The sequence below is a fragment of the Halomonas sp. E14 genome (assembly GCF_052568415.1).
Genome location: NZ_CP199423.1, coordinates 1,733,967 through 1,751,023 on the forward strand (window position 1 = coordinate 1,733,967; position 17,057 = coordinate 1,751,023).

The 17,057-nt window shown below is 66.7% G+C and carries 14 protein-coding genes; 12 read left to right on the forward strand and 2 right to left on the reverse strand.

The window, feature by feature from the left end; translation table 11 throughout:
* Window positions 1-7 precede the first annotated feature (7 nt).
* The 4 genes from ACT7B3_RS08025 (at window position 8) to ACT7B3_RS08040 (ending at window position 5,214) form a co-directional block, all read left to right on the forward strand.
* Entirely contained in the window at window positions 8-1,174 is a 1,167-nt protein-coding gene (locus tag ACT7B3_RS08025; RefSeq protein ID WP_445157542.1) for an acyl-CoA dehydrogenase family protein, read from the forward strand.
* Between the two features lie 90 nt (window positions 1,175-1,264).
* A complete protein-coding gene (locus ACT7B3_RS08030) occupies window positions 1,265-2,785 on the forward strand; it encodes an FAD-dependent oxidoreductase (RefSeq protein ID WP_445157543.1) in 1,521 nt (506 codons plus the stop codon).
* 90 nt (window positions 2,786-2,875) lie between these two features.
* Window positions 2,876-4,087 (forward strand): acyl-CoA dehydrogenase family protein, encoded by a 1,212-nt coding sequence (locus tag ACT7B3_RS08035; protein WP_445157544.1) that lies wholly within the window; start codon window positions 2,876-2,878, stop codon window positions 4,085-4,087.
* Window positions 4,084-5,214 carry an acyl-CoA dehydrogenase family protein gene (locus ACT7B3_RS08040; RefSeq protein ID WP_445157545.1) on the forward strand — a complete coding sequence of 377 codons (1,131 nt, stop codon included), beginning with the start codon at window positions 4,084-4,086 and terminating at the stop codon, window positions 5,212-5,214. The genes ACT7B3_RS08035 and ACT7B3_RS08040 overlap by 4 nt, the downstream gene beginning before the upstream one ends.
* 452 nt (window positions 5,215-5,666) lie before the next feature.
* Here ACT7B3_RS08040 and ACT7B3_RS08045 read toward each other — a convergent pair whose 3' ends face one another.
* Window positions 5,667-7,802: an FAD-dependent oxidoreductase gene (locus ACT7B3_RS08045; protein ID WP_445157546.1), complete on the reverse strand. Its 2,136-nt coding sequence runs from the start codon at window positions 7,800-7,802 to the stop codon at window positions 5,667-5,669.
* 12 nt (window positions 7,803-7,814) lie between these two features.
* Complete coding sequence (locus ACT7B3_RS08050) at window positions 7,815-8,645, reverse strand: alpha/beta fold hydrolase (protein ID WP_445157547.1); 831 nt, start codon at window positions 8,643-8,645, stop codon at window positions 7,815-7,817.
* Between the two features lie 206 nt (window positions 8,646-8,851).
* Here ACT7B3_RS08050 and ACT7B3_RS08055 point away from each other — a divergent pair, with 206 nt between their 5' ends.
* The 8 genes from ACT7B3_RS08055 (at window position 8,852) to ACT7B3_RS08090 (ending at window position 17,047) form a co-directional block, all read left to right on the forward strand.
* Complete coding sequence (locus tag ACT7B3_RS08055) at window positions 8,852-9,586, forward strand: SDR family NAD(P)-dependent oxidoreductase (RefSeq protein WP_445157548.1); 735 nt, start codon at window positions 8,852-8,854, stop codon at window positions 9,584-9,586.
* Window positions 9,587-9,597: 11 nt separating this feature from the next.
* Window positions 9,598-10,227, forward strand: a complete 630-nt coding sequence (locus ACT7B3_RS08060; protein WP_445157549.1) for a nuclear transport factor 2 family protein — start codon at window positions 9,598-9,600, stop codon at window positions 10,225-10,227.
* 39 nt (window positions 10,228-10,266) lie between these two features.
* Window positions 10,267-12,105, forward strand: a complete 1,839-nt coding sequence (locus ACT7B3_RS08065; protein WP_445157550.1) for a long-chain-acyl-CoA synthetase — start codon at window positions 10,267-10,269, stop codon at window positions 12,103-12,105.
* A gap of 39 nt (window positions 12,106-12,144) precedes the next feature.
* A complete protein-coding gene (locus ACT7B3_RS08070) occupies window positions 12,145-13,359 on the forward strand; it encodes a thiolase family protein (RefSeq protein ID WP_445157551.1) in 1,215 nt (404 codons plus the stop codon).
* A gap of 4 nt (window positions 13,360-13,363) precedes the next feature.
* Window positions 13,364-14,284, forward strand: a complete 921-nt coding sequence (locus tag ACT7B3_RS08075; protein WP_445157552.1) for a bifunctional OB-fold nucleic acid binding domain-containing protein/MaoC family dehydratase — start codon at window positions 13,364-13,366, stop codon at window positions 14,282-14,284.
* A 182-nt stretch (window positions 14,285-14,466) separates the two neighbouring features.
* Window positions 14,467-15,366, forward strand: coding sequence for a VOC family protein (locus ACT7B3_RS08080; RefSeq protein ID WP_445157553.1), 900 nt, complete (start codon window positions 14,467-14,469; stop codon window positions 15,364-15,366).
* A complete protein-coding gene (locus ACT7B3_RS08085) occupies window positions 15,363-16,238 on the forward strand; it encodes a CoA transferase subunit A (protein ID WP_445157554.1) in 876 nt (291 codons plus the stop codon). Before ACT7B3_RS08080 ends, ACT7B3_RS08085 begins: the two co-directional genes overlap by 4 nt.
* An 11-nt stretch (window positions 16,239-16,249) precedes the next feature.
* A complete protein-coding gene (locus tag ACT7B3_RS08090; RefSeq protein WP_445157555.1) occupies window positions 16,250-17,047 on the forward strand; it encodes a CoA-transferase subunit beta in 798 nt (265 codons plus the stop codon).
* Window positions 17,048-17,057 lie beyond the last annotated feature (10 nt).

Consider the following 17,057-nt stretch of genomic DNA (forward strand, 5'->3'; position numbering starts at 1 on the left):
TGACGACATGTTTGTGGATTTGACACCTGAGCAGCAGGCGCTACGACTGCGGGTACGCGACTATTTTGCTCAGCTGATGACACCGGAGCTTCGACAGCGGCTGCGCGGCCAGGAGGGCGGCGAGGAGTATCGCCGGGTGGTGCGCCAGATCGGCCAGGATGGCTGGCTGGCGGTGGGATGGCCCAAGGAGTACGGCGGCCAGGGGTTTCAGGCCACCGAGCAGCTGATCTTCTTCGAGGAGGCCAATATCGTCGGTGCGCCACTGCCCTTCGTGACCATCAGCACGGTGGGGCCGGCGCTCATGGAGTTCGGCACCGAGGAGCAGAAGGCGCGCTTCCTGCCCGGCATCGCCGCGGGCGAGATTCACTTCGCCATCGGCTACTCGGAGCCCGAGGCCGGCTCCGACCTGGCCAACCTGAAGACCTCGGCGCGCCTGCAGGACGACACCTTCGTGGTCAACGGCAACAAGCTTTGGACCTCGGGAGCGGAGAACGCCGACTATATCTGGCTGGCCGCCCGTACGGACCCTGACCGCGCTCGCCACAAGGGTATCTCGATCCTGATCGTGGACACCCGGGACCCCGGCTTCTCCAGCACCGTCATCCCCACCTGCAGCAATCCCACGGCTGCCTCCTACTATGACGACGTCAGGGTGCCCAAGGAGAATCTGGTGGGAGAGCTGCACGGCGGATGGCGGCTCGTCACCTCCCAGCTCAACCATGAGCGCCTGGGGCTGGGCTCCTGGTCGGACAAGGTGGTGGGGCTGTTCCGGCGCGTCTACCTCTGGGCGAGGACCCCGGACGAGCGCGGGCGGCGTCCCATCGAGCAGCCCTGGGTGCAGCGGGCCCTGGCCGAGTGCTATGCGCGGCTGGAGGCGATGCGCCTGATCAATTTCCGGATCGCCGCCGATCTGGATCGCGGCGTGATGGACGTGGCTCTGGCCTCGATCACCAAGGTGTACGGCTCCGAGTCGGCGGTCGAGATCCTGCGCCGCCTGGTCGAGGTGATGGGGCGCAGCGCCCTGGTGCGCGACGGCAGCCCTGCCGCGGTGCTCATGGGGGACCTGGAGTACGAGGTGCGTGCTTCTGTGACCCTGACCTTCGGCGGTGGCACCAACGAGATCCAGCGCGAGCTGATCGCCCAGTTCGGGCTGGGCCTACCGCGCCGACGCTAGTCGCAGGACTCTCTTGCCAAGCGAAGCCCGGGCCTGTGACCGGGTGGACCATTCTGGCAACAGTAGGGTGGTGAACAATGGAGACATCCCATGAGTGACTACTCACCCGCCCGGCCTTGTCGTCTCGCCGATGTACCCCACTGGGATATCGAGACGGATGTGGCTGTCGTGGGGTTCGGTGCCGCAGGCAGCTGTGCTGCTATCGAAGCGCGACAGGCCGGGGCTGAGGTCGACGTGTTCGAGATTGCCGCGAAAGGCGGGGGCAGCGCGTCCTGGTCTGGCGGCGAGGTCTATGTGGGCGGTAGTGGCGGCACTTCCGTACAGCTGGAGGCGGGTTTCACCGACGCCACCGATGACTTCGAGCGTTATTTGCTGATGGCCGGGGGGCCTGCGGCAGATGCGGAGCGGGTCGCGCTCTATGCCAAGCATGGCGTGGAGCATTTCGAATGGCTCAAGGCGCAAGGCGTGCCTTTTAAAGGGACTTACCTGCCGGGCAAATGGATCGAGCCCACGACCGACGACACGCTGCTGTGGTCGGGCAGCGAACAGGCCTGGCCATTTTGCAGGCACGCCGCTCCGGCGCCTCGGGGGCACACCGTCCAGTACACGGGCTGGGGTGGGGGCAAGGTGCTGATGGAGCGCCTCTGTGGCCGAGCCGAGGCACTAGGTGCCCGGGTACATTATGGTGCCCGCACGCTGTGCCTGATCGTCGATGATAGCGGTGCAGTGCGAGGCGTGGTGGTGCGCCTGGATGGCAAGGCATGGTGTGTTTCCGCTCGCCGCGGGGTGATCCTGTGCGCAGGGGGGTTTATCGCCAACCAGGAAATGGTCAAGCGTTTCGCTCCCCAGGCGTTGGACTGCAAGCAGCAGGTCACCGGTGGCAACGACAACGGTTCCGGTATCCGCATGGGCATCAGCGTGGGCGCGGCGACGCTGAACATGCAGGAGTTCTTCGCGACCCTGCCGTTTTTCCCGCCAGCCTCTCTGGTCAAAGGCATTTTCATCAACAGTCGTGGACAGCGCTTCATCAATGAGGACGCCTATCATGGCCGCGTCGCCCACTATGTGCTTCGCCAGCCGCAAGGCCGGGCCTGGCTGCTGGTAGACAACGCCATCTTCGGGCGGCCAGTCATCGAGCCAGATATAGCCATCGCCGCAGTAGGGGAGTCCTGGGAAGAAGTCGAGCAGGAGCTGGGGCTGCCGGAAGGCGCACTGCAGCATTGCGTGGAGGAGTTCAATCGTTATGCCGCCAAGGGGGAAGACCCCTATTTCCACAAGGGGGCCGAGTGGCTGCGCCCGCTCAGCGAGCCCCCCTTTGCAGCGATCGCCTATTCGCCCGAAGACACGAACTTCCACGCTTTCACCCTGGGGGGATTGGCGACCTTGCCCAGTGGCGAGGTGCTGGATGCGGATGGCGAGCCGATTGTCGGGCTCTACGCGGCCGGGCGCACGGCCTGCGGGCTGCCACGCTGGGGCGAAGGGTACAGCTCAGGGCTGTCTCTGGGGGACTCCACCTTTTTTGGCCGTCATGCGGGGCGCACGTCGGCCCAGCGCAACTCGGCTCAGGCGATCGAGGCGCCGACTTCAGGCTGGCAGCCAGCGAGTGGCTAGGCCCGTCAGCGGAGCATCGTTCATCCAGACGACGTGGCGCTCGTTTGAGGCATTTAGGGTAGTGGTAAGTGACGAGATAAAGGCAGACCCATGAACGATAAAGATAAAGCTGCGTTTCGCCAGCAGGTTAGGGAGTGGCTCGAAGCCAACTGCCCGGCGTCGATGCGCACGCCCATGGCGGAGCACGAGATGGTCTGGGGGGGCAGCCAGGTCGAGTTCGTCAGCCAGGATCAGCGGCTGTGGTTCGAGCGGATGCGCGATCGGGGCTGGTTCTGCCCCGACTGGCCCAGCGAGTATGGCGGCGGCGGGCTGAGCGCCGAGCAGACGGCGGTGCTGGAGGCCGAGATGCGCCGGCTGCGCTGCCGGCCGCCCCAGATCAACCTGGGCATCTGGATGCTGGGGCCGCTGCTGCTCGAGCACGGCAGCGAGGAGCAGAAGCAGCGCCTGCTGCCCCCCATGGCTCGCGGCGAGGTGCGCTGGTGCCAGGGGTTCAGCGAGCCCAACGCCGGCTCCGATCTGGCCAGCCTGCGCACCCGGGCACGCCTCGAGGGCGATGACTTCGTGGTGGAGGGCACCAAGATATGGACCTCCTACGGTGACAAGTCCGACTGGATGTACGCCCTGGTGAGGACAGATCCCGACGCGCCCAAGCACCAGGGTATCAGCCTGCTGCTCATCGACATGCACGCCGAGGGAGTCTCGACGGCCCCCATCGACCTGATCGGCGGCAAGTCCTCCTTCTGCCAGGTGTTCTTCGACGGCGTCAGAGTGCCCAGGGAGAACCTGGTGGGCGAGCTCAATGGGGGCTGGGCCCTGGCCAAGCGCCTGCTGCAGCACGAGCGGCGCGCCATGTCCAAGTTCGGCGAGATCAGCCTGCCGACCCACTTCGACCTGCTGTCGCTGCTTCGCGACTACCTGCCCGAGCCTCAGGATCGCGCCGAGCAGGCGCTGCACCTGCGCGCCATTCGCTGCCGGATGGAGGAGCACGCCTTCGAACTGACCCAGCGGCGCATGGCCGAGGAGATGCACGCCGGCCAGGATGCCTCGGATTTGATGGTCATCATGAAGCTGGTGCACAGCGAGCAGGAGAAGGAGAAGTTCGAGGTGCTGCTGGACGTGCTGGGTTTGCGTGCCCTGGGCTGGGAGGAGTCGAGCTTTACCGACCAGGAGCTGGCGCTGACCCGGGCCTGGCTCGGCAGCTTCGCCCAGACCATCGCCGGCGGCTCGTCAGAGGTGCAGCTCAACGTGATTGCCAAGCGGGTCCTCGGGCTTCCCGAGGCGGGCAGAGGAGAGGCGAAATGAGTCTGGCATACGACGATGAACAGCGGCTGCTGGCCGATACGGCGCGGGACTTCCTGGCCGAGCGCAGCCCGGTGGTCGCCCAGCGGGCGCTGCGCGACCGGCGGGACCCGCTCGGCTTCGAGCCGGCGCTGTGGCAGGAGATGGTCGAGCTGGGATGGAGTGCGGTGCCCTTCGGTGAGGTCCACGGCGGGCTCGATTTCGGCTATCAGGGCCTGGGCGTTATCTGCGAAGCCATGGGGCGCCAGCTGAGCCCGGCGCCGCTGCTCTCCTCGGTGGTGCTGTGCGGCAGCCTGCTGGAAGGGCTGGACGATCCTGCCCGAGCTGCCGACCTGCTGCCTCCCTTGATCGCCGGCGAGTGGCGCCCGGCGCTGGCACTGGAGGAGGGGCGCCATCACCAAGTGCTGCCGCGCACCTGCCGCGCTCGCGGTACGCCGGAGGGGTTTCGTCTCGATGGCGAGAAGAGCTGGGTGGTGGACGGCATGGGAGCCGACGCCTATCTGGTCACGGCACTGATGGAGGAGGGCGACCCGGCGCTCTTCCTGGTGCCGGCGGAGAGCGCCGGCCTGAGCGTCGAAGGCCTGACGCTGGTGGATTCGCGCAACGGTGCCAGGCTGCGCCTCGAGCAGGTGCTGCTTGGGCGTGAGCAGCTGCTGGCCAGGGGAGAGAGATGCGGCGCGCTGCTCGAGACGGCCCTGGATCGCGCTCGTGCCTGCCTGGCCGCCGAGCTGCTCGGCGCCAGCGAGGCGCTGTTCGAGATGACCTTGGAGTATCTCAAGACGCGCCGCCAGTTCGATGTGCCCATCGGCAGCTTCCAGGCTCTGCAGCACCGCTGTGCCTGGCTGCACGTCGAGCTGGCGCTGGCCCGCAGCACCGTCATGGCGGCCTTGGAAGCGGTGGATCAGGAGAGCGCCGAGCGTGCCCGCCTGGTCAGTCTGGCCAAGTGGAAGATGGGCGCCGTGGCCGAGCGGGTCAGCCGCGAGGCGGTGCAGCTGCACGGCGGCATCGGCGTGACCGATGAGCTCGATGTGGGCCTCTACCTCAAGCGTATTCGAGTCGCCCAGGCCTGCCTCGGCGACGGCGACTACCACCTCGACCGCTATGCCAGCACGGTGGCGGCCGAGGTCTGACGGCGTGTTTCGCTGTTAGTCCGTATGGACCATGTGGCGCTGGAAGTGGAGCGCTACAACGGAAGACAGGGCGCGGTACGGCTTGACCCGCCCTGTTATCCATCAGCCAAACGGGGAGACAACAATGCATAAATCCCGTGATTCGTTTCCGCCACGCCACGCCACCCCCCGCGCGCGGAAGCCAGCCTATCTTCTGACCGCGCTGGCTCTGGCGCTAGGGCTGGGGCTTTTGACTTCCTGGTCCAGTCAGCAGTCGATGCCTCAGGCGCCGCCCCAGGCGGTGTCGCCAGGGCCGCTGCCGAGCCTGGGGGTAAGCGATCTGTTTCGTCACTGAGCCAGAGCGGTCGAGGCAACCATCGAGGCAACCATCGCGGCAACAAGACAGAGAGCCCGCCATTCCGGCGGGCTCTCTACTGCTGTTTTCCACTCTGCAGGAAAGCGGCCGGACGCCGCTATAGGCTGCGCCCGGCCAGCATGCCAGCGCGAATGGCGCCCTCGATATAACCCAGACGCTCGCCGTCGCCGATGGCGGTGATCGGCAGATCGGGAAGCGTGTCCGCCAGCGCTCGGGCGAGGGTGTCATCGGGCCTGGCGCCTGACGCCAGGATCACCGAGTCGCAGGGCAGCGCCTGGATGTCGCCCACGGCGTCGCGCACCTGGACGCTCTCTGCGGTGATGCGCTCCGCGGTGCGCTCGGTCAGTAGCTCCACCCCGGCCTGGCGAAGCTCGTGGAGCACGCGCCAACGCCTTGGAATGGAAAACTCGGCGCCGAGGTCGCCACCGGCTTCCACCACGCTGACGCGACGGCCGCGATGGGCCAGGAACTCGGCTAGCTCCAGGCCGACCAATCCGCCGCCGAGAATCACCACGCGCTTGCCCAGCGGCATCCAGAGCTTGGAGAGCTTCTGCAGGGCGGCGGCGCTGCCGGTCACGCCGGAGAGACCGCCTGCCTTGAGCATCATGCGCTGGGAGAGGTTGAGTTTGCGCCGGGCGACATCCTCGCCTTCTCCGGTCAGCAGCCGGCGCAGCTCATCGCCGGACCAGACGTGGGCCTGGTCGGCGCCGGTGATCGCCGGTGCATCGCGGTTGGCGCCCACGGCCAGGATGAGGTGATCGGGCGCCAGCGCCTGGATCAGGGCGGGGGTCGCTTCGACCCCCAGGTGCACCTCGACGGGCAGCCGCTCGACCTCATGGCGCAGTTGATCGACCAGCGGGCCGTTCGGGGAGTAGGCCAGGGAGGCGAAGAACAGGGTGCCGCCCAGCCGTGGTCCGCGCTCAAGCAGTGTGACCCGATGACCGCGCAGCGCGGCCACGCGTGCCGCCTCCAGACCGGCGGGGCCACCGCCCACCACCACCAGATGGCGCTTCGTGGCGGTGGGCTCGAGGCGCAGCTCATGGTCATGCCCGACCATGGGATTCACGGCGCAGCGGATACGCTGGTTGAGGAAGATCTGGCTGACGCAGACATAGCAGTAGATGCAGGGGCGAATCGCCTCGCGACGCCCCTCGGCCAGCTTGCGCGGCAGCTCGGGGTCGGCCAGCAGGGGGCGGGCCATGGCGACGAAGTCGCACTGACCCCGGGCAATGGCCTGCTCCGAGTCCTCCGGCGACAGCCGGCCGGCGGTGATCACCGGGATGCCCAGCCGCTTGCGGAAGGCTGAGGCCCAGTCGAGAAAGGCGCCGGGTGTCTGGACCAGCGGGGCCTCGGTGAACTCATGCCCCTCCTTGAGGGTGGCATAGGCCGAAACGCTCACTGCATCGAGGCCCGCGGCCTCGGCCATGGCAGCGACTTCGAGGCTCTCCTTGAGGTCGATGCCGCCTTCGGTATGCAGCTCCTTGGCATCCAGCCGCATCCAGATCGGGTAGTCGGTGCCAACTCGCTGGCGGACCGCGCCTATGATCTCCAGCAGCAGTCGTGCGCGGTTCTCGAGGCTGCCACCGTAGGCGTCCTCGCGACGGTTGTAGTAGGGGGAGAGGAAGCCAGCGATCAGGTAGCTGTGACCGGCGTGAAGCTCGACGCCGTCGAAGCCGGCGCGCTTGGCGCGCTCGGCCGCATCGGCGAAGCCTGACACCAGGCTGTCGATGTCGGCCTGCTCCATGACCCGGATCTTGGGCTGGCCGCTCTGCCGGCTCTTGCTGGAGCTGATGAAGCGCCCCAGCTCCTCCTGGGTCAGGCTGGCCATCATGGCGGTGCTGCCGCGGGGCGGCAGGGAGGGAACCCAGAGCTCGCGCCCTTCGGTCAGGTCGCGAATCGCCGTCTTGCCGGCGTGCTGAAGCTGAATGGCGATGCGCGCTCCGTGGTGATGAACGCGCTCGACCAGGCGCGTCAGTCCGGGCAGGAAGTCATCGTGCGAGAGCCCGACCTGCCAGGGTTCCGCCGTGCCGTGGGGGTGGGCGATGGCGCCGACTCCCATGGTCAAGAGGCCCGCGCCGCCGCGGGCACGGGCCTCGTAGAAGGCCTGGATGCGCTCCCCGCAGCTGCCGTCCTCCTCGGCCAGGTTGGTGCCCATGGGGGCCTGAACAATACGGTTCTTGAGCGCCAGCGATCCGATGCGCCCCGGCGACAGCAGCGCGGCGTAATCCGACATGGAACCTCCCGGTCAGCCGTGGGCGAGAAAGTCGAGACAGGTGCGGTTGAAGAGCTCGCGATGCTCCACCTGCACCCAGTGGCCGCAGCGGTTGAGCATCAGGAAGCGAGCCTTCGGGGCGCCGGCCAGGATCTTGTCGGCTCCGCCCGGTGGATTGAAGAGGTCGTTGGTGCCCCAGAAGCCGAGGATCGGGCATTGGATCTCGTTCAGGCGTTCGGTCATGTCGGGGACCAGCATGGTGGAGAAGAGGTTGGCGGGCTGGGTGACGGCGACCGCGGCGCGCTCCGCGAGAAGCGACTCCTCCAGCCCCGAGGCGTCGTAGAGCTGCAGGCTCATCACCTGGCGCATTTCCTCGACGCCCATGGGCCCCCGGCCGTAGATCTCCACCATACGGCGGATGCCTTCCATTTCGAAGTAGGTTTCCCGCGCCTCCACGCCGCCGGGGGCCATCAGGATCAGTCGCTCGACCCGCTGCGGCTGCTCCAGCGTCATGCCAAGGGCGATGGCGCCGCCGAGCGAGTTGCCAAGCAGGGTGACGCGGGGCAGATCCAGGGCGTCCACGAAGCCGCGCAGGGCCGCGACGAAGAAGGCCAGGTCATAGTCGACGTTGTCGGGCTTGTCCGAACGGCCGAAGCCCGGCAGGTCGAGCACCAGGTTGCGGTAGCCGGCCGCCACGAAGACCGGCACGTTGCCCTTGAAGTTGCTGTAGCCGCTTGCACCCGGGCCGCTGCCGTGCAGCCAGATGACTGCCGGGCCGCTGCCTTCATCCAGGTAGTGAAGACGCAGCCCGCTGGGGAGCTCGACATAGTGGCCTTCCGGCAGCGGCAGGTTCTGTTCCGACATCCCGTTGTTCTCCTTGGGTCCTGGGGTTCAGGTGATGCTCCGGCAGGCTTGGCCGGGGAGCATCGTCCGTTCAGACCACACGGGAATATCGTCAGAAATAGTCTCGATGGACGATTACGCGACCTGCCGCCCTGCGGATCATGCGCTACATGGGGCGGGGTCTCTTTCCCGCCATTCCTGAAAGATGACAGGCGTCAGGAGGCAGCATGCGGCATCAGGACAAGGTAGTGGTCATTACCGGGGCTGGCCAGGGAATGGGGCGCGCCATGGCACAGCGCTTTGCGGCGGAGGGGGCTCGGGTGGCGGCCCTGGATCTGCAGGAGGCGGCGGCCCGGGATGTGGCCGCACAGCTCGGCGACAGGGCGCTGGGGCTTGGCTGCGACGTGGCCGATGCCGCATCGGTGCGGGCGGCCTTCGAGGCAATCCAGCAGGCTTTCGGCCGCGTGGATGTGCTGGTCAACAGTGCAGGCACCGGTGCTATGGACAGTTTCCCGGAGGTGCCGGACGAGAACTGGGCGCGCGTCATCGGGGTGAACCTGACCGGCACCTTCCTCTGCTGCCGCGAAGCGGTGCGGCTGATGCAGAAGGGCAGCCAGGGTGGCGTGCTGATCAACGTCTCCAGTACGGCGATTGCCACCGGCGAAGGCCCCGCCCACTACTGTGCCACCAAGGCCGGCGTGGTGGGGCTGACGCGCAGCATCGCCCGGGAGCTGGCGCCCCAGGGCATCCGTGCCAACGTGCTGGTGCCGGGACCCACCAACACCCCGATGATGGCGGATATTCCCGATGAGTGGCGCGACCAGATGATCGCTGCGATTCCGCTGGGCCGCATGGCCGAGCCGGAGGATCTGGCGGGTGTGGCCTCCTTCCTGGCCAGCGATGATGCGGCCTACATGACCGGCCAGAACGTGTCCGTCAACGGCGGCATGGCGTTCCTGTGAAGGGGTAGAACATGCAGACAGCTTCGCTGGAGCGGCGCCTGGATCGGCTCGAGTCTATCGAGGAGATCCGCCAACTGGTGGCCAAGTACGCCATCTCCCTTGACATGCGCGACCTGGATGCACACGTCAATCTGTTCGCTCCGGACATCCGGGTCGGGCGCGAGCGGCGTGGGCGCGGGCACCTTAAGGCCTGGGTGGACACGACGCTGCGCGATCAGTTCACCGGCACCTCCCACCACCTTGGTCAGCATCTCATCGAGTTTACCGACCCCGACCATGCGGTAGGGGTGGTCTATTCCAAGAACGAGCATGAGACCGGCCCCGAGTGGGTGATCATGCAGATGCTCTACTGGGATGACTACGAGCGTATCGACGGGCGCTGGTGCTTCCGGCGTCGTCTTCCCTGCTACTGGTACGCCAGCGATCTGAACCGGCCGCCCATCGGCGACCTCAAGATGCGCTGGCCGGGCCGGGAGCCCTACGAGGGCACCTTCCATGATCTCTTCCCCTCATGGAAAGAGTTCTGGGGCCAGCGCCCCGACAAGGAGACGCTGCCCGAGGTGGCGGCGCCGGCTCCGCTGGAGCGCTTTTTGATCACGCTGCGACGCGATACGCCGGCGCCGCGCATACGCGTGCGCTAGGCCATGGACGAACAATAACGAGCAATTAGAGGACACTTCATGAACCTTGACAGTGACCTGATGCCGTCGCGCACGGGGCATGGCCCGCTGCCAAGCCTGGCGGAGACCCAGGCCAGGCTGAATGAGCGTGCGGCCGCCGTGACGCTGACTCCCGATCTGCCCTACACCCTGGCCGATCGGCTGGAGGAGCAGGCGGAGCGATATGGCGATCGCCCCTTCCTGTATTACCAGGCGCAGTGCTACCGCTATGGCGACATCAATGCCTGGGCCAACCAGGTGGCCAACGTCATGGCCGCGCGCGGCGTTAGGGCCGGCGATGTCTGTGCGCTGGCCATGGAGAACCGTCCAGCCTTCTATGCCGCCTGGTTCGGTCTGGTCAAGTTGGGCGCCGTGGTGGCCTTCATCAATACCCAGATCCGCGGCGTGCCGCTGGTACATGCGCTCTCGACTACGGGAGCGGCCCATGCCATCGTCGGTGAGGAGTGCCTGGAGAACTTTCAGGCCACCGAGGAGCTGCCCTCACTGCCGCTGTGGCTGGTCGAGGACGACGAGCTCGCGGTTTGCCCGCCGCGGGTGCTGCCCTGGCAGCCCCTGGGCGAGGCCATCGCCGCCGCGGAGGTGACGCCCCCACCGGCCGTTCAGAGGGCGGGGATTCGCACCGCAGATCGCACCCTCTTGATCTTTACCTCGGGTACCACCGGCCTGCCCAAGGCGGCGATCTACAGCCATCTGCGCTGGCTCACCTCCGGGGATGTGATGGTGCCCACCGTCAGGGCCACCAAGGAGGATGTCTTCTACTGCTGTCTGCCGCTCTATCACGGTGCAGCTGCCACCTCGGTGACCTCTACGGCCCTCAGGGCGGGGGCGGCCATCGTGCTGCGGCGAAAGTTCAGCGTCAGTGCCTTCTGGTCGGATATCGAGCGCCACGGGGTCACCGTCTGCCAGTATATCGGTGAGATCTGCCGCTATCTGCTCAACCACGACAGCCAGCCGGTCCGCCATTCGTTGCGCTGCATGCTGGGGGCGGGGCTTTCCGCCGAGATCTGGCAGCGCTGGGTCGAGCGCTTCGGCGAGATGCGTATCCTCGAAGGGTGGGGCTCCACCGAAGCCAATACCAGCCTGATCAACGTCGACAACCGGGTGGGCTCCTGCGGTCGGGTGCCTGACTGGAATCGCACCAACTTCCGCCTGGTGCGCTTCGACGTGGAGACCGAGCGGCACCTGCGCGATAAAGAAGGCTTCTGCATGCTTTGCCAGCCTGGCGAGGTGGGCGAGGGGCTGGGCATGATCCAGTATGACGAGAACACCCCGGTGGCCCCCTTCGAGGGCTACACCTCGGCAGAGGCCACCGAGCAGAAGATCCTGCGCAATGTCTTTCGGCATGGCGACGCCTTCTGGCGCTCCGGTGACCTGCTGCGCTACGACGAGGATTGCTATTTCTACTTTGTCGATCGTATCGGTGACACCTTCCGCTGGAAGAGCGAGAACGTCTCCACCCAGGAAGTGGCCAACGCCCTGGATGACCTGCCCGGCATGGAGTCGCTCAATATCTACGGCGTGACGGTGCCGGGCTTCGAGGGGCGTGCCGGCATGGCCGCCATCGTGATGCAGCCGGGACAGGCGTTTGATCCCGAGGCTTTCTATGCGCTGACCGCCGAGCGCCTGCCCGGCTATGCCGCGCCGCAGTTCGTGCGTGTCTCGGCCAGCGCCGACATGACCAGCACCTTCAAACTGCGCAAGGTGGACCTGCAGCGCCAAGGCTACTGCCCTGAGCTGTGCGGTGAGCCGATCTACCTGCGTGACGACGCCGAGGGGCGTTACGTTCCCTGGTCAGAAGCGCGGCTCGAGAAGCTGGGCCTCCCCGCCTTTCGCCCCTGAGCGGGGCGTCACCCTCCATTACCGCAACGAGGAAAGATGATGACGGGACTGTCAGGCAAGGCGGCCATCGTGGGGGCCGCCCAGTATCGGCCCGAAAAGTATCAGACCGCGCCGCAGATGTTCCATCTGGAGCAGGTCGCCGACCTGGCCGGTCGCGCCCTGCGCGATGCCGGCCTGCGTCGGGAGGATCTGGACGGGCTGGTGATCAACGGCCCTCACTTCCACGAGGCCTCGGTCTTCGTGCCGGCCATGGCCGCCGAATATCTCGGCATCGAGGTCAACTTCGCCGAGGTGGTGGACCTGGGCGGCTGCACGCCGGTCGGCATGGTGTGGCGTGCAGCCGCGGCCATAGAGATGGGGCTGTGTCAGGCGGTGCTCTGCGTGCTGCCGGCGCGCATGGCGCCCTTTGGACCCGACGAGGACCCGGCCTGGATGGCCCGGGCCATGCGCTTCGGCGGCCACAGCACCGCCTTCGGTGCACCGGAGGCGGAGTTCGACCTGCCTTACGGCCACATGGGCCAGAACACCGGCTACGCCATGATTGCCCAGCGCTATGCGGCCCGCTACGGCTATGATCCCAAGGCCATGGCCAAGATTGCGGTGGATCAGCGCACCAATGCCCTGGCCAACCCCGAGGCGATCTTCCACGGCCAACCGCTCAGCGTCGAGGATGTCCTGGCCAGCCGGAAGGTGGCCGATCCGTTGCACGTGCTCGAGATCGTCATGCCCGTGGCCGGCGGGGCGGCGGTGATTGTCGCCTCCAAGGAGCTGGCCGCCCGGGCGAAGCACCGCCCGGCCTTCGTTACCGGCTTCGGCGAGCGGCTTGCCTTCAAGTCGCCCTCCTACGCCGAGGAGATGACCGAGACTCCCATCGCCCACGCCGCCCGCCAGGCCTTCGCCATGTCCGGCACCCGGCCAGGCGACATGGACGTGGCCCAGATCTACGATTGCTACACCATCACGGTGCTGCTCAGCCTCGAGGATGCGGGCTTCTGCGGCAAGGGGGAGGGGATGGCCTTCGTGCGCGAGCACGATCTTACCTGGAAAGGCAATTTCCCCCTCAATACCCACGGCGGCCAGCTCAGCTTCGGGCAGGCCGCGGCGGCGGGTGGCATGTCCCAGGTGATCGAGGCCTACACCCAGATTGCCGGCCGGGCCGGCGAGCGTCAGCTGTCGCGCTGCGACCAGGCCTTCGTGTCGGGAACGGGTGGCGTGATGAGTGAGCAGGGCGCACTGATTCTTCAGGGGAGTTGAGAGCATGGACTACAAACCGCTACCCGTGGCAACCGAGATCAGCCGGCCCTTCTGGGAGGGGTTGAAGGAAGGCCGCCTGCTGCTGCAGAGCTGCGATGCCTGCCACGCCTGGGTCTTCTACCCGCGCCGCCACTGCACTCACTGCCTCTCGCCCGAGCTGAGCTGGAAGGAGGCGTCGGGCGAGGCGACCCTCTACAGCTATACCCTGGCGCGCATTCCCACCCTGCCCGAGTTCGCCGACGAGTCGCCCCAGGTGCTGGCAGTGGTGGAGCTGGCTGAAGGGGTGCGCATGAACACCACCCTGGTCGGCCTTGCCGAGGAGGAGATCGAGGTGGGCATGGCCCTTCAGCCGAGCTTCTGTCGGATCAGTGCCCGCGGCGACACCTTGCTGCGCTTTACCCGCCCGGGCGGGGAGCGCGAGCGTGACGAGACGCCGGTGATGGAAAGGGATGAGCAGGGTCGCCGCCGGGTACCCTTCGATGACGCCGCGGCCGTCGCCTGCCTGGTCAGTGACGCGTTCAGCGACTGGAGCGCGCCGCTCCTGATCGACCAGCCGCTGGTGGACCGCTTTGCCGAGCTCTCAGGCGATGACTACTGGATCCATACCGACCCCGAGCGGGCCGCCCGGGAGAGCCCCTATGGCACCACCATCGCCCATGGTGCCCTGGTACAGGTGCTGCAGTCGCGGCTGACGCTGCCCCTGAATTTCGTCATCGAGGGCTTTTCGACGGTGGTCAACTACGGCTCCGATCGCCTGCGTTTCCCCGCGCCGGTCCCGGTGGGGACGAGCGTGCACGCACGCGCTCGGGTCAAGGAGGCCGGCGTTACCCGCAAGGGCACCAAGGTGGTGCTCGAAGTGCACACCCATGTGATAGGCGAGGAGCGCCCCTCGGTCATCAATGATCTGGTGATCTTCTACCGCTAGCGGCGTTACCTCTCGATGCTGCTACATGCGGTAAGCCTTTGTCGCCGGCAGGATTCCTGCTCGGCGACTTTTTTTATTCGCCGGATGGTGGCGGGCGGCTGGTTAGTCTCAACGGACGATGATGGTGGGCTGACGGCTTGCGGATACTGGGTCCATACACTGACGAGTGAGGAGTCCGCAAGATGGAAATTCGCAGCCTGGCCTATGTTGTGGCCCAGAGCGACAACCTGACCGAGTGGCGTGAGTACGCCGAGTATGTCCTGGGCATGATGGTTCATGAGGCCCCCGGGGAGGGGCTTTATTTGAAGATGGACGAGCGTCCCCACCGCATGCTGGTGGTGTCAGGTCGCGATAAGCGCTATGTCGCCTCCGGCTGGGAGCTGGCCAGCGAACGCGAATTCCAGGCGGCGCTGGCTGAGCTCGAAGCGAAGAACGTACCCTTCGAGCTCGGCGACGAGGCGCTCTGCGACCAGCGTGGTTACCAGGCGGTGGCAATCTGCCGTGACCCCTCAGGCAATCGTCATGAGTTGGTCTGGGGGCATCGCTCCGACCTGCTGCCCTTCATTTCGCCACAGGGTGTGCCGCGCTTCGTGACCGGCGACATGGGCCTGGGGCATACGGTGCTGCCTGCTCACAACTTTGACGAGACCCTGGCCTTCGTTCGCGACGTGCTGGGCTTCGAGCACTCCGACATCTTCAACTTCCGCCCCGACCCCTCGGTACCGCCAGTGCGCATTCACTTCATGCACTGCCGCAATCGTCGCCACCACAGCCTGGCGCTGGCCGCCTTCCCCGTGGAGAGCGGTTGCGTTCACGTCATGGTGGAGGTGGACGACATGACCGAGGTGGGGCGCGCCGACGATCGTCGCCGCGAGCACGGCGTCGCGCTCTCCGCGACCCTGGGCGAGCACCTCAACGACCGCATGACCTCCTTCTACATGAAGACCCCGTCCGGCTTCGATCTGGAGTTCGGCCACGGTGGGCTGCAGGTGGACTGGGCCGAGCACAGCGTCTTCGAGTTCACCCGGGTCAGCATCTGGGGGCACGACTTTTCTGTGGGCCAGCAGGGGAGTGAGCAATGAACAAGCAAATGACGGCGGCCGAGGCAGTCGGCCAGCTCGAGGATGGCATGACCATCGGCTTCGGCGGCTGGGGCCCCCGGCGCAAGCCCATGGCCCTGGTGCGCGAGATCCTGCGCAGCGACCTAAAGGACCTGACCGTGGTGTCCTACGGCGGGCCCGAGGTCGGCATGCTGTGTGCGGCCGGCAAGGTGAAGAAGCTGATCTACGGTTTCGCCACCCTGGACGCCATCCCCCTGGAGCCCTGGTACCGCAAGGCGCGCCAGGCCGGCGAGCTGGAGCTGATGGAGCTCGACGAGGGGATGTTCCAGTGGGGGCTGCGAGCCGCCGGCATGCGCCTGCCCTTTCTGCCCACCCGCTGCGGCATCGGCACCGACGTGCTGACCCACAACCCCGAACTCAAGCTGGTCCGCTCTCCCTATGACGACGGCGAGACCCTGGTGGCTATGCCGGCGCTCAACCTCGACGCCGCCTTCGTCCACGTCAACGTTGCCGACCGTCTGGGCAACACCTTGATCCAAGGACGCGACCCCTATTTCGACCATCTTTTTGCGCGTGCCGCCGATCGCTGCTTCGTCTCTGCCGAGCGCATCGAGGAGCGTCTCGCGCTGTCACCGGAGCAGGCCCGTGACAACACCTTCGAGCGCTACCTGGTCAGCGGCGTGATCGAGGCGCCCTTGGGGGCGCATCCCACCAGCTGTGACCCGGACTACGGCTGGGACCTGGAGCACCTCAAGCGCTATGTCGCCAGCGCCAGCGATGAGGGTGGCTGGCAGGCCTATCACGATGCCTTCATCGCCCCGGGCGAGGCCGCCTATCAGGACGCCAACGGCGGCGGCGGTGCGATCGGTCGTCTGCCGCGACCGATATTTTAAGGAGAGAGGCGATGAGCAAGAGTACCGATTTTACCCTGGCCGAACTGATGATCGTGGCGGCCGCGGAGGCCTGGCGTGGCGACGGCGAGCTGATCGCCTCGGGGCTCGGGGTGATCCCCCGCCTGGGCGCCAGCCTGGCCAAGCTGACCCATACGCCGGAGCTGCTCATGACCGACAGCGAGGCGCTGCTGGTGGAGACGCCGATTCCGCTTGGGCCTCGGGAGGCGGAGCCGAGCTATGCCGGCTACCTGCCCTTTGAGCGCATGTTCGAGTGCGTGGCCGGCGGGCGTCGCCACGCCATGATCGGGCCCACCCAGATCGACCGCTTCGGCCAGACCAACCTCTCCTGCATCGGCGACTACGAGCGACCCAAGGTGGCCATGCTGGGCGTGCGCGGCCTGCCTGGCAACAGCATCAACCACATCAACTCCTTCTTCGTGCCCGCCCATACCCGAAGGGTCTTCGTCGAAGGTGAGGTCGATATGGTCTCCGGGGCCGGCTACCACCCGTCCCGGTACGCCGAGGGGATGCGCCGCGACCTGCTGGAGATACGTCATATCGTCACCGACCTCTGCGTCCTGGACTTCGAGGGCCCGGACCACGCCATTCGCGTGCGCTCTCTGCACCCCGGCGTGACCTTCGACGAGGTACAGGACAACACCGGCTTCCCGCTGGAAAAGGCGCCGAACCTCGCTGAGACGCCCGCCCCGAGCGCCGAGCAGCTGGCGCTGATCGAACGCCTCGATCCCCACAACCTGCGTGCCAAGGCCCTCAAGGGCAATCCGCCGGGACGCCGCCAGACAGCCTGAGGAGGTCACC

Coding starts and splice junctions, on each gene's coding strand:
- ACT7B3_RS08025 (WP_445157542.1), top strand. CDS start 8: ATGTTTGTGGATTTGACACCTGAGCAGCAGGCGCTACGACTGCGGGTA.
- ACT7B3_RS08030 (WP_445157543.1), top strand. CDS start 1,265: ATGAGTGACTACTCACCCGCCCGGCCTTGTCGTCTCGCCGATGTACCC.
- ACT7B3_RS08035 (WP_445157544.1), top strand. CDS start 2,876: ATGAACGATAAAGATAAAGCTGCGTTTCGCCAGCAGGTTAGGGAGTGG.
- ACT7B3_RS08040 (WP_445157545.1), top strand. CDS start 4,084: ATGAGTCTGGCATACGACGATGAACAGCGGCTGCTGGCCGATACGGCG.
- ACT7B3_RS08045 (WP_445157546.1), bottom strand. CDS start 7,802: ATGTCGGATTACGCCGCGCTGCTGTCGCCGGGGCGCATCGGATCGCTG.
- ACT7B3_RS08050 (WP_445157547.1), bottom strand. CDS start 8,645: ATGTCGGAACAGAACCTGCCGCTGCCGGAAGGCCACTATGTCGAGCTC.
- ACT7B3_RS08055 (WP_445157548.1), top strand. CDS start 8,852: ATGCGGCATCAGGACAAGGTAGTGGTCATTACCGGGGCTGGCCAGGGA.
- ACT7B3_RS08060 (WP_445157549.1), top strand. CDS start 9,598: ATGCAGACAGCTTCGCTGGAGCGGCGCCTGGATCGGCTCGAGTCTATC.
- ACT7B3_RS08065 (WP_445157550.1), top strand. CDS start 10,267: ATGAACCTTGACAGTGACCTGATGCCGTCGCGCACGGGGCATGGCCCG.
- ACT7B3_RS08070 (WP_445157551.1), top strand. CDS start 12,145: ATGACGGGACTGTCAGGCAAGGCGGCCATCGTGGGGGCCGCCCAGTAT.
- ACT7B3_RS08075 (WP_445157552.1), top strand. CDS start 13,364: ATGGACTACAAACCGCTACCCGTGGCAACCGAGATCAGCCGGCCCTTC.
- ACT7B3_RS08080 (WP_445157553.1), top strand. CDS start 14,467: ATGGAAATTCGCAGCCTGGCCTATGTTGTGGCCCAGAGCGACAACCTG.
- ACT7B3_RS08085 (WP_445157554.1), top strand. CDS start 15,363: ATGAACAAGCAAATGACGGCGGCCGAGGCAGTCGGCCAGCTCGAGGAT.
- ACT7B3_RS08090 (WP_445157555.1), top strand. CDS start 16,250: ATGAGCAAGAGTACCGATTTTACCCTGGCCGAACTGATGATCGTGGCG.